This window comes from Flavihumibacter sp. CACIAM 22H1 (assembly GCF_001601815.1).
GTDB lineage: Bacteria > Bacteroidota > Bacteroidia > Chitinophagales > Chitinophagaceae > Flavihumibacter.
Window position 1 is genome coordinate 17,173 of record NZ_LUKG01000005.1, and the last position, 12,146, is coordinate 29,318.

Annotated in this window: 13 protein-coding genes; 11 read left to right on the forward strand and 2 right to left on the reverse strand. The window is 44.9% G+C overall.

The genetic code is table 11. From position 1 onward, the window contains the following. Both A1D16_RS02500 and A1D16_RS02505 read left to right on the forward strand, forming a co-directional pair. Positions 1 to 1,035 (forward strand): NADH-quinone oxidoreductase subunit N (locus A1D16_RS02500; protein WP_290707468.1); only part of this gene is annotated, 1,035 nt, incomplete at its 5' end. Between the two features lie 72 nt (positions 1,036 to 1,107). Continuing rightward, entirely contained in the window at positions 1,108 to 2,382 is a 1,275-nt protein-coding gene (locus tag A1D16_RS02505; RefSeq protein WP_290707470.1) for an ABC transporter permease, read from the forward strand. 44 nt (positions 2,383 to 2,426) lie between these two features. Here the strand turns inward: A1D16_RS02505 and A1D16_RS02510 are convergent, their stop codons facing one another. Together A1D16_RS02510 and A1D16_RS02515 are read right to left on the reverse strand one after the other, a co-directional pair. Beyond that, complete coding sequence (locus A1D16_RS02510) at positions 2,427 to 2,825, reverse strand: hypothetical protein (protein WP_290707472.1); 399 nt, start codon at positions 2,823 to 2,825, stop codon at positions 2,427 to 2,429. 54 nt (positions 2,826 to 2,879) lie between these two features. Beyond that, positions 2,880 to 5,438 carry a zinc-dependent metalloprotease gene (locus tag A1D16_RS02515; RefSeq protein WP_290707474.1) on the reverse strand — a complete coding sequence of 853 codons (2,559 nt, stop codon included), beginning with the start codon at positions 5,436 to 5,438 and terminating at the stop codon, positions 2,880 to 2,882. Between the two features lie 293 nt (positions 5,439 to 5,731). On the opposite strand from A1D16_RS02515, the gene A1D16_RS02520 reads away from it, so the two are divergent. The 9 genes from A1D16_RS02520 to A1D16_RS02555 all read left to right on the forward strand — a co-directional run. Continuing rightward, positions 5,732 to 6,589: a MotA/TolQ/ExbB proton channel family protein gene (locus A1D16_RS02520; RefSeq protein ID WP_290707476.1), complete on the forward strand. Its 858-nt coding sequence runs from the start codon at positions 5,732 to 5,734 to the stop codon at positions 6,587 to 6,589. A 153-nt stretch (positions 6,590 to 6,742) separates the two neighbouring features. Continuing rightward, on the forward strand, positions 6,743 to 7,411 hold the full coding sequence (locus A1D16_RS02525; RefSeq protein ID WP_290707478.1) for a biopolymer transporter ExbD: 669 nt from the start codon (positions 6,743 to 6,745) through the stop codon (positions 7,409 to 7,411). Between the two features lie 27 nt (positions 7,412 to 7,438). Continuing rightward, on the forward strand, positions 7,439 to 7,993 hold the full coding sequence (locus tag A1D16_RS02530; RefSeq protein ID WP_290707480.1) for a biopolymer transporter ExbD: 555 nt from the start codon (positions 7,439 to 7,441) through the stop codon (positions 7,991 to 7,993). Positions 7,994 to 8,038: 45 nt separating this feature from the next. Beyond that, entirely contained in the window at positions 8,039 to 8,875 is an 837-nt protein-coding gene (locus tag A1D16_RS02535) for an energy transducer TonB (RefSeq protein ID WP_290707482.1), read from the forward strand. Positions 8,876 to 8,947: 72 nt separating this feature from the next. Beyond that, on the forward strand, positions 8,948 to 10,339 hold the full coding sequence (gene mnmE / locus A1D16_RS02540) for a tRNA uridine-5-carboxymethylaminomethyl(34) synthesis GTPase MnmE (protein WP_290707485.1): 1,392 nt from the start codon (positions 8,948 to 8,950) through the stop codon (positions 10,337 to 10,339). Positions 10,340 to 10,644: 305 nt separating this feature from the next. Beyond that, positions 10,645 to 11,049: a helix-turn-helix domain-containing protein gene (locus A1D16_RS02545; RefSeq protein WP_290707487.1), complete on the forward strand. Its 405-nt coding sequence runs from the start codon at positions 10,645 to 10,647 to the stop codon at positions 11,047 to 11,049. After that, positions 11,046 to 11,393, forward strand: a complete 348-nt coding sequence (locus tag A1D16_RS02550) for a hypothetical protein (RefSeq protein WP_290707489.1) — start codon at positions 11,046 to 11,048, stop codon at positions 11,391 to 11,393. The genes A1D16_RS02545 and A1D16_RS02550 overlap by 4 nt, the downstream gene beginning before the upstream one ends. Next, the gene (locus A1D16_RS21680) at positions 11,363 to 11,539 is read left to right on the forward strand and encodes a phage integrase SAM-like domain-containing protein (protein WP_366206348.1); all 177 of its coding nucleotides are present in this window, start codon (positions 11,363 to 11,365) and stop codon (positions 11,537 to 11,539) included. Before A1D16_RS02550 ends, A1D16_RS21680 begins: the two co-directional genes overlap by 31 nt. Positions 11,540 to 11,620: 81 nt before the next feature. Then, on the forward strand, positions 11,621 to 12,146 hold a 526-nt coding region (locus tag A1D16_RS02555; RefSeq protein ID WP_290707492.1), incomplete at its 3' end, for a metallophosphoesterase.

Here is a 12,146-nt window from a genome sequence, read left to right on the forward strand (position 1 = left end):
TTTAATAGCCTGCTTTTATTATTCCTTGGAATTGAAATTATTTCCATTCCATTGTATATACTAACAGGGAGCGATAAGCGTAATTTGAAAAGTAATGAAGCAGCCCTGAAATATTTTCTGATGGGAGCTTTTTCTACCGGTATTATGCTGATGGGTATTGTATTGATGTATGGTGCAAAAGGAAGTTTCAGCATTGACCCGGCACTGCAGGCGAATATAGCAGGCAGGCAGGTATGGTATACTTCCGGTTTGCTTTTGTTGTTCATAAGTATGGCATTTAAGGTATCGGCGGCTCCTTTCCATTTCTGGACACCGGATGTGTATGATGGCGCACCTACCGTATTTACCAGTTTCATGGCTACCATTGTGAAGGCAGGCGTGTTCATTGCTTTTATCCGGTTGTTTGAGTATAGTTTTGCCAGTTCAGGATATGACTGGAAACTGATTGTGGCGGTGGTTACGGCGGCTACCTTGTTTATCGGGAATGTTACGGCTATTTTCCAGCAGAGTGTGAAGCGTATGCTGGCTTATTCTTCCATAGCCCAGGCCGGTTTTATGTTGTTTGCCTTATTCAGTTTTAATAACTACTCTAAAGAAGGTATTATATTGTATACGCTGGGGTATAGCCTGGCAACCATCGGCATTTTTGCTGTGTTGGTGAAAATGAAAGACTATACATTCGAAGGCTTTAATGGGCTGGCGCGCACGCAGCCGGTGCTGGCAGCTACCACTACCATCTTTTTGTTATCGCTGGCGGGCATTCCTTCCACCATTGGTTTTTTCGCAAAATACTTTATGCTGGCTTCGGCCGTTAAAGGAGGTTCGCAGCTGTGGTTGGTATTTTTTGCCATTCTTTGTGCGGTAGTGAGTGTTTATTATTATTTCCGGGTTATACAATCGATGTATTTCAAAGACGGGGTAGCCGATACGGAGGAAATTACCCCGGCATTCCGGTGGATTCTCCTGCTTATAGCCGGATTGATCATCCTCTTTGGCATTTTCCCCAATATGGTACTTAATTACCTGTATTTCTGATAACTTTTTTCAACGGTCGGGTAGCACCCGACCGTTGAGCTTTCCTTCTGTCTTTTTCCGTATTTTCATGCCATGAATTTTGCCGACACCTTAAGTTTGTCTATGCGGACGATCCGGTCTAACAGGCTCCGGACGGGCATAACGGTTGCCATTATAGCCCTGGGTATAGCAGCCCTGATTGGTATTAATACGGCAATTCAGGCAATTTCACAGAAGTTTATGGAGAGTTTTTCCAGTATGGGAGCAAACGGGTTTACGATCCGGTATCGTTCGGCTTTCCGGTTTGACCGGGGAGAGCTGAAAAAAGAAGAAAAGGGAGGAAAGAAACTAAAGAAATCCAACACCAATAAACCAATCACCAGGGAGCAGGCAGAAGGCTTTAAAAAGCGGTACAAATTCCCAGCTAAGGTGTCACTGTCGCTTGGTGGAGGAAATAATAATTCGGCTTCATTCGGGAGTAAAAAAACCAATCCCACGGTTTATGTTAATGGGGGGGATGAGAATTATGTGGACATGAATGGGTTTGAGATTGCCGCAGGGCGAAACCTTAATGAGTTGGATGTGAGTACAGGGCGGAATGTTTGTTTAATCGGGAGGGATGTGTACGAGAAATTATTTGGTAGCTCTAACCCGGAAACCCCTTTAGAGAAGATCATCAATATCAATAATATTCCTTTCCGGGTAATCGGTACCCTTCAATCCAAGGGATCCACTTTTGGAAGGAGCCTGGATAACAACATCATCACTACCTATAATTCGGTGCGGCGGTTTTTTACCAGCAGTGCATCATCAACCTTTACGATAGGGGTTAAGACGGCGGATATCAGCCAGATAGAAACGGCTATTGGAGAGGCGGAGGGTTTGTTTCGGGTGTTACGGAAAAATGAAATTAAAGAGGAGAGTAATTTTCTGATCGATAAAAGCGATGCTTTTGTAGAGTTGGCGATGCGGCAAATTGGCTGGTTGACAGGCTCTGCAGTGGTAATTGGCTTTATTACCCTGATGGGGGCAGCCATTGGCCTTATGAATATTATGCTGGTAGCGGTAACGGAACGAACCAAAGAAGTAGGACTGATAAAGGCCATCGGTGGCAAACAGCGGAATGTACGCTGGCAGTTTTTGCTGGAAGCTATTTTAATCAGCTTGCTGGGCGCGCTTATTGGAATTGTTTTAGGGGTACTGCTGGGTAATATTGTAAGTATGTTGATGAGTACCGGCTTTGTGGTGCCCTGGGTATGGGTTTTTCTTGGGGTTCTGATATGTACCGTGGTAGGCCTTGCAGCAGGGTCCTATCCTGCCTACAAGGCAAGCCGGTTAAATCCTATTGAAGCGCTGCGGTATGAGTAGTGATAGGCGTCAGACAGGTGTTAGGACGATGTTCTAACAGGTTGTTATTGAGGAGCCTGATTAAATGCGATACGATATAAGGAATCAATTGATTTCTGATAAGCTTTCCGCCATCCTTTCCCATTTCTGTTGCTAAGCCATTTTTCGACGATTTGATTGTACTGTTCGATGCCATTCAATTCCTGAGCCGTTACGACGCAACCGAATTCCACCGTTTTGAAACCATACCGCTGCTTCAGAGAAGCGATCTCAGCATCTTTGGAAGAGGCCAGGGGCAGCCCCACTGAAATAAACTGGACGGTTCCGTTTTTTAAATCTTTTTTTGCCTGCCTGGCATGGTAAGGGGTGCCCCATCCATATTGGTACCTTAAAATAGCCCAGGCAACAACGAGGACGAGTAAAAAGAGAATGAGTTTTGTGGTAGTATTTTTTCTTTTATGCATGCTTTTAGTTTAGACGTCAGACAGGTGTTAGAACACCTGTCTGACGTCTATCAACTATTTTGCCGTCAACCCCTCCGTAATACGATCCAGTAAATCCTGGAGGTGGTAACGGGTGGCGGTATCGGTATAGGCAGGAAGCGCTAAACGAATTTCCGTTTGCAGGGTACGTAAGGTTCCACGCGCAAAAGAAATCGCATCACTGTTCCGGCTGATAGTCGGACCAAAACTGATTGTAATACCACCCCCTAAACTTGCCGGTGAAGTAGCCGGTTTAATAAAGGTCAGCAACCGCTCTGTCATGTTTTTCTGCAGGTTGCGGCGGTAGATATCAATCGGCTTACGTGCTGGCAGTTCGGTGAAAATATGACGGCGTAAATCCGTCATCAGTTCACTCAATGTATAGGTTTTAGTTCCTAACGCCGCCTCGGCATTGAGTAATTTATTGATGGTACCCGCACTTAACACCCGCGCCAAAGCAGCGTCCTGCAAACGATTCACCACCGCAGTAGCGGTATTGCCCGTTTTTGCAAAAATCTGCTGATCCAATAACCAGGTAGGGGTTGTAAATACCTGCTTGTTTAAAAAATCCATTGCTTCTTTCTGTTGCTCGCGCGATGCATATTCATACACTGCACCTGCCTGCTCAACGGTTTTTGGTGTTTCCAGAACGCCCCCAATGTTTTTACTTACATGACCAATATAGCGGCCAAACTGAGTAACCACTTCATTGTACAAGGTGGTCAGGTGCTCATAATCTTTGTTCGGCTCTTTCGACCAGGTTTGTAGATTGGGTACAATGCGTTGCAGGTTCTTTACCCCGTAAGCACTTGCTTTCATGGAATTATCGCCCAGGTCTTCGTTTTGTGAACGCGGATCATCCGGATTGGTTTCACGTCCGAACCAGAGACGATTATTCTTTAAGCGCTCAATGGTAAGTGCATTCAGGATCGGAGTTTCCTCATCGGCCGATTTTGCCTGGGGATACCATTTATACCCCCATTCAATGGCCCATTTATCGTAATCACCTATACGCGGAAACAGTCCTTTTTCGCCTACATTATCTTCTGGCTGCGCCACATAGTTAAAACGGGCGTAGTCCATGATAGAGGGAGTGTGTCCATTTTCTTCCAGCCATTTTTTATCGCGTAGTTTTTCAACCGGCGTGCTCGACGACGAACCGAAATTATGCCGCAAACCGAGTGTATGGCCCACTTCATGCGAAGACACAAAACGGATAAGCTCACCCATCAAGGCGTCGTCAAACTTGGGCGAACGGGCCCGCGGATCATTGGGCGATGCCTGTACAAAATACCAGTTCCGGAGAAGTTCCATTACGTTGTGGTACCAGTTGATATGGCTTTCCAGGATTTCACCACTACGCGGATCATGCTCATGTGGTCCGCTGGCATTGGGAACATCGGATGGTTTATAAACAATGGCGGAATAACGGGCATCTTCCAGACTCCATTCCGGATCATTCAGCGGTGCTTCTTTTGCAAAAATGGCATTCTTGAAGCCTGCTTTTTCAAATGCTGCCTGCCAGTCATTAACTCCCTGTATCAGATAGGGCACCCATTTTTTAGGAGTGGCCGGATCAATATAAAAAACAATCGGTTTTTTAGGCTCAACCAGTTCGCCGCGTTTGTATTTTTCTACATCCTCCGCTTTGGGTTCCAGTCGCCAGCGGGTAATCATCCGAACGGATTCCACCCCCTGCGGATTTTTTTCAAAATCAACATATTGACGGGTAAAATAGCCCACCCGATCGTCGTAATAACGGGGTTGCATTGGCTGATCCGGTAACAACATCAGGGAGCTGTTGATCTCCACCGTGTAAGAGCCGGAGGGCTGGGCTCCGAACGCAGGTGGTGCACCCGGGGTAGCGCCTGAGGCACGCGCATAGGTTTTCACGGTTTTGATTTCCGTATTAACCGGGAAGGATTTGACCCCGCTTATATAGGACTTATCGGCCTGCAAGCTGCCTACCCGAAAGGTACGCTTGGCATTAGCCTCGAAATTGAGAATTTCATTATCGCTGTTGAGGTAACTGGTAACATCCAGTACAACACCAGTAGTATCTGCATTAAAGGCAGCAATATCAAATGCCTGTGCTATGGGCTGTATATTCGAATTCGCCACGGCTTTGTACATGGAGGACGTGGAATCACCGGCCATTTCGTCGTAAGAAATAAGGCGAAGAAAAACCTTGTTATTGGGGCCTTTTTCAAAACGGATCACATTATCGCCAATTTTATCGCCGGCGTAACCAAAGAAAAAATTCCGCATACCGGCGGCAGCTTTGGAGAGACGATTCACCACCAGGATATCCCGCCCCATCAGTTTATCGGGGATTTCAAAATAGTATTTATCCTCCACTTTGTGAACCGTCAGCAGCCCCTCATCGGTAACAGCCTTTGAAGTGATCACTTCTTTGTAGGGTTTGGGACCTGTGGGCTTGGCAGGCGCTGCGTTGGCAGGCGGGGTGGCGGGCGGGTTGGTACCCGACTTTGAATTGGCGGGATTCGGCTTTTGCTGGGCCAGGGTGCCCATGCTGGTAGTCAGTGCAATAACCAGTACCGGGATCCATTTACCCGGGCTTAAATGTAGATGCATGTGTATACAGTTTTAATTGCTGGAAATAGGTGATTAACAATAAAATAATGCCGATATTAACACAATTCGTCTGGAATTGATGAGCCGCCTGTAAAAATGCCCTAAAAATCAATAAATGCCCTAAAAACGGCCTCTCAGGCATTTTTTTTTAATTTGTAACGGTTTCGGATATTTATTGTGTTAATTTGACTTTTTTAAATTTTTTTTATTTAGACTTGTGTCCCCAATACGCGTTGGGTCAATTCAAGAACTTTTTTTTATACCTGTTTACAAAAAACTAAAAACAAACGATTATGGCAGAGACTAAACCAACTGCAACAGCGAAGGCGACTACATCTGTTCAAGCGAAAAAGAGAAGCAACGCGATTTCATGGATTGCTCCCGTTATGTGTATTTTGGGTGGTTATTTGATCTGGAGATTTGGCATGGGTTCTGCCAGCGGCTTTACCAGTCCTGATCCAAATGGTGGATTCTGGCCTAACCATGTTGGACCAATTGGTGCATTCCACAGCATTTACGAAGGTGGTATCGTAGTACCCGTTCTGATTGCTAACTTTTTGATTGTAATTGTTTTTGCATTGGAGCGTTTACTCACAATCACCAAGGCTACCGGTGCTGGTAACATTGACGAGTTTGTTCGTAAAGTGCAGTATCACCTGGCTAACAAAAATGTTGATGCAGCATTAACTGAGTGCGACAAACAAAAAGGTTCTGTAGGAAACGTAATGAAAGCCGGTTTGCGCAAGTACAAAGAAATGATCACTGAAACTGAACTGGATACAGAGCAGAAAGTACTGTCTATCCAGAAAGAAGTAGAAGAAGCTACTGCACTTGAACTGCCTATGCTGGAAAAGAACCTGGTGTTCCTTTCTACCATTGCATCGGTTGCAACACTTCTTGGTCTGTTCGGTACGGTATTGGGTATGATCCGTTCCTTCTCTAAACTGGGTGATGAAGGTGGTGGTGATGCTGCCCGTGAACTTTCCCGTGGTATCTCAGAAGCACTTTATAATACTGCACTCGGTATCGGTACTTCAGCCCTGGCCATCATCATGTATAACATTTTTACCACTAAAATTGATGGTATTACCTACGGTATCGACGAATCAGGTTTCACATTGACTCAAAGCTTTGCTTCTTTGTATAAATAAGCAATTCATAAAAGCTGGAAACAGTAAACAGGTTCAGCCTAACAGCGTCACTGCCTGAATCCGGCCCAACAGGAATTTTCCGGAAATTTTCGTAACTTTTATGGAATCCGGAGAACCTTGAATCTAAATGTGGAATCCAACAATTAATTAACTATGCCAAAAGCAAAATTACCAAGGAAGAGTACGCATATTGATATGACGGCGATGTGTGATGTGGCATTCCTGCTTTTGTCCTTCTTCATCCTTACAACGAAGTTCAAGCCTTCTGAGGCACTGGCGGTTCAGACCCCAAGTTCCGTGGCTTCTAAGGTAGCACCCCAGAAAGATGTTACCCAGATCACGATTGATAAAGAAGGTAAGGTATTCCTGTCCTTTTCGGACGATGCGCCTAAAAAGGCTATCATGGAAGCCCTTAATACAACCCGTAATCTCGGTTTGTCGGAAGCGGAATTATCAGCCCTGGCTGCTGGTCCCTTTATAGGTGTACCATTTGCACAGCTTAAATCTCTGGCGGCTCAGCCAAAGGAAAACTGGCCGAAACTGGATAATCCGGGTATACCTGTACTGGATACCATCAACAACGAATTGGTTGACTGGATGCGTGCAGTAAAAACCGGCTTTACCGGAATTAAAATGAACCTCCTGGTGAAAGGTGATAATGCTTCAAAATATCCGTCTTTCAAAGGTGTTATTGATGCCTTTAAGAAAGTGGATGAGATGAAGTTTCAGATGGTTACCAACCCCGAAGGTGTAGCAGAAGGTACGGAGCTGTACCGGGAGAATATGAGCCGCGGTGGCAAATCAGCCGAAGCTGCCGAATAAATTATTTAACAACAAAATTTTTGCATCATGGCAGAAATGGATACCTCGTCCCAGGGCGGGGGACATAAAAAAGGCCCAGGCGTAAAAAAGAGTAAAAAGCTGTCTACCCGTGTAGATCTTACCCCAATGGTGGATCTTGGGTTCCTGTTGATTACCTTCTTTATCTTTACGACCACCATGAGCCAGCCCACGGCAATGCGGTTATTCCTTCCGAAGGATACCGAGAAGCCGGAAGAACAAAACAAAGCCAAAGAATCCGGTGCGCTGACCATCATGATGTCCAAGGACAACAACGTATACTATTACGAAGGCATCCTGGCCCCTGATGGGTCTAATTTCAAGAGCAGCAATTTCAAGGAAATCCGGGATGTGATTTTGAATAAAAAGAAATCGACGGATCCTAAGGATTTTGTGGTAGTTATCAAACCGGGAAAAGAGTCTACCTACAATAATGTGGTAAACATGCTGGATGAAATGCAGATCAATGTGGTTAAACGTTATGCCCTGGTAGACATGGCAGAAGCTGAAGCTATGCTGATTGCAGTTACTGAAGGCGGTCCGGCTCCCGCTCCGCAGCAATAAGTTTGTGGAAATTGAATCAAAACGCATCTATTAAAAAAGCGAATCATGGACGTTAATAAAATTTTGAGTGCGGATGTGCTGGACATCATTTTTGATGGCCGGAACAAGGCATACGGAGCTTACGATCTCCGCAGAACCTATGCCAAACGCATGACCGTGGCGTTGATTGCTACCGCTTCCCTCCTGATACTGTTTTTTGCAGGTACTGTCTTAGCGAATAAGCTGAAAGGCGATAAAGACAAAACTGAAATGGTTGTACAGGATGTGGAACTGGAAGCAGTTAAGCAGGAAGAACCTAAAAATGAACCGCCACCACCGCCACCTCCTCCGCCACCCGTTGAACCACCAAAAGTGGAAATGGCTAAGTTTACACCTCCGAAAATTGTAAAGGACGATGAGGTGAAAGAAGATGAAAAGCCACCTGAAGTGGAAAAACTGGAGGAAACCAAAATCGGTACCATCAACCAGGAAGGTATCAAGGATGAAGGCATCGTTGCTCCACCAGTATCCGATGAGGGTAAAGGGGTGGTAGAAGCGCCTAAAAAAGTGGAAGAAGACTGGGATAAAACCTTTACCAAGGTGGAAATTGAGTCGGAATACCCTGGTGGCGCCAGCGCCTGGCAACGTTACCTGAACAAAAGCCTTCGTTACCCGCAGGAAGCGCAGGACAATGAAATTCAGGGAACGGTGGTAATCCAGTTCATCGTGGATAAAGAAGGAGTGGTAAGTGATGTGCAGGCCATCAGCGGCCCGAATGAACTCCGCGAAGAAGCGGTAAGAGTAATCAAAAAATCCGGTAAGTGGACCCCCGCCGTTCAGAACGGACGCCAGGTAAAATCTTACAAGAAGCAGCCGATTACCTTCCGTCTTGAAATTGAATAAGTTTCCTCCGGAATAATTGTACAAATCCCCCTGTTTACCGCAGGGGGATTTTTTGTTGCCTAAATTTGCCCCATGAAATATACCACCCCGCAGTGGGACGATACCATTGTTGCCCTTGCCACCCCTCCCGGAATAGGTGCTATTGGCGTAATCAGGTTGAGTGGCCCGTTAAGTTTTTCTCTTATCAACCGGCTTTTTCCTTCCAAGAACCTGGAGGCCCAGGCTTCGCATACAGCCCATGTGGGGGTATTGCGGGAAAACGGGGAAGCCCTTGACGAAGTAGTGGTAACACTATTCAAGGGCCCGCGTTCTTATACAGGAGAGGATGTGGTGGAGATTTCAGGACATGGATCGCCCTACGTATTGCAGCGAATCATGGATGCCTGCCTGCGTGCCGGTGCCCGGATGGCCAAGCCGGGTGAATTTACCCAGCGGGCTTTCCTGCATGGTAAACTGGATCTTGCCCAGGCCGAAGCAGTTGCCGACCTGATAGCTGCAAATACTGCCGCCGCCCAGCGCAATGCCCTGCACAATATACGAGGTGGTTTTTCGGCCGAATTAAAAGAGCTACGGAACCAATTGATCAGTTTTTCGGCCCTTATTGAACTGGAGCTTGATTTTTCGCAGGAAGATGTGGAGTTTGCAGACCGTTCGCAATTGTATGCCCTGGTTACCGGAGCGCATGAACGGGTGAGTAAACTGGCCGCTTCTTTTCAATTGGGCAATGTGATCAGGAACGGGGTTTCTGTAGCTATTATTGGCAAACCCAATGCGGGTAAATCTACCCTGTTAAATGCGTTATTGAACGAGAACCGCGCAATTGTGAGTGAAATAGCAGGCACTACCCGAGATACCATTGAGGAAGTACTCAATATTGACGGGATATTATTCCGGTTCATTGATACCGCTGGTATTCGCGAGCATACCGCCGACCAGATTGAAAAAATTGGGGTGGAAAAAAGTCTGGAAAAAATGCAGCAGGCTGATATTGTTCTTTACCTTTTTGATGTAAACACTATTCAGCCTGCCGATCTTCAGCAGGTAAAACATGAATTTGATGCCGCCGGCTACAACTATTTGCTGGTCGGCAACCAGGTTGACAAATCTGCCGGAGAGCTTGCATCCGATCAACGGCAACTGACCAGCGGACCCAATATGCTCCTGATTTCCGCAAAACAGGGGCAAGGGATGGAATTGTTGAAAGAACGATTGGTAGACCTGGTGCTGGGTGGCCAGGTGGCTGGTGATACCACCATTGTTACCAATGCCCGGCACTACCATGCCCTGCAGCAGATTTTAAGTTCCTTAGCCGATATACGACAGGGCCTTGACAATCACTTGCCGGGCGATTTACTGGCACTTGATATTCGTAGATGTTTGCATTATGTGGGTGAAATAACAGGGGAAGTAAGTAACGAAGATTTGCTGGATTATATTTTCAGCAAGTTCTGTATCGGGAAATAAGTGGGCTACTTCTTTTGACGACATTTTACTTCATTTTACTAATTAATTGATTTGCAAGTTATTGCAACGTTAAAGCTTACTACAGTTTACCCTTTTTTTATTGTTGTGTGTGTCCTCGTTTGTATCTTTTTCCAAAAAATCAGGAGGTACAAATTGTATAATGATGTAGGTGAGCATACGACAGTTCCAGGCAGTTCCAGACAGCTCCAGGCAGTTCGCGGCAGTGTAAGGGGGAAATAACCGGAGAAATAACCGGAGAAATAACCGACGAGCCGACTGGAGTTAAACGCCAAAAACAAGGTAACATGAGCTCCAACATTCGCCTTCGAAAGGTTTGCCAACATTGTCAGCAAACCTTTATCGCCCAAAAAACAGTCACCAAATTCTGTTCACTACCCTGTGCCCGTCGCAACTATAAAAAACGCAAGAAAGAAGAAAAGGTCACCCAGGCGATTCTTACCACCAACGAACTCGTATTGGACCGCTACGCCTTCACGCCAAAGAATAGCCCGCCCAAGTCAGTCAATAACCGGTTGAACCGGGAATGGCTGAACATCGGAGACATCGCTGAGTTGTTGGGGGTAGGGGAGCGTACCTTATTTCGTACAATAAAAGATGCGTCTTTTCCGAAAGTCAAAGTCGGACGGCGATTGCTGTTCAATAAACAGTATGTATTGGATTATTTCATCAGTAAAAGTGTAGAGATATGAGAGGGAAACTAAGGAAAAAATTACTGAAGTCCGGGAAATACAGTTTGTATATCGATTATTTTCCGCCGGTATGGAATCCACAAAAGCAGGTTTACACCCGCCGGGAATATTTAAAATTGCATTTGCACAGTAGCCCGGTAACATCAATGGAAAAGAAAGAGAACCTGCTGTACCAGGAAATTGCGGAAAAGATTTTCATCAAGCGTATGAAGGCCTTGATGCTGGATGCCAATGGACTGTTCAATAAGGATGCATTGGAGGCAGATTTTTTTGTGTATGCCTTGAATTTTATCCGGGGCAAGCAAAAAGAAAAATGGATACGACTCATTATGAAACGGCCATAAAATACCTAAAACGATGGGTGGGGCAACATTGTAAGTTCAGGGACATTGATGATCGTCTACTACAGAAATTCAAGGACTACCTGCTCACCACCCCGTCTCTCAAATCGGTACACCAGAAACTGGTACAAAATACGGCGGCTTCTTAGAAGAGGTTTTATCATTAAAATTTTGTATTATTAGAATTCGTTTTTCACTTATAGCCTTTTATCCCTTAAACCTAACCTGAAATGACTCTAGTCATATTACATTTAAGTGACATACACTTTAGAGAAAATCGTAATGTAATTGTTTCTCGAAGGCCCAAGATTTTCGATATCATAAAAAATAAGATTAGAGGTTGTAGCAATTTTTTAATTGTTACTTCCGGTGATATCGCATTTTCTGGTAAGAATGAAGAATATGCAATTGCAAGAGAATTTTTTAAAGCGCTTTTTAAAGAACTTAAAGAATACACCAAAGTTGATGGAAGTATTCTATTTGTACCTGGAAATCATGACTGTAAATTTGATACAAAAAATGAGGAAGTAAGAGGATTAATACTGGATGGTATAAAGAATAAGGGTCTTTCTGAGCTGTCTGAGGCTCTATTATCTATTTGTTGCTCACCATTAGATAATTATTTCAGTTTTATCAATTCTGTGCGAAAACATATGAGTATTACTGGTGACACAGTGTTCGATCATCCACTATTGTCTGTTATTAAGTTTAATTTTGAAGGATTATTGTTAAAAATAAATCTATTCAATTCGGCTT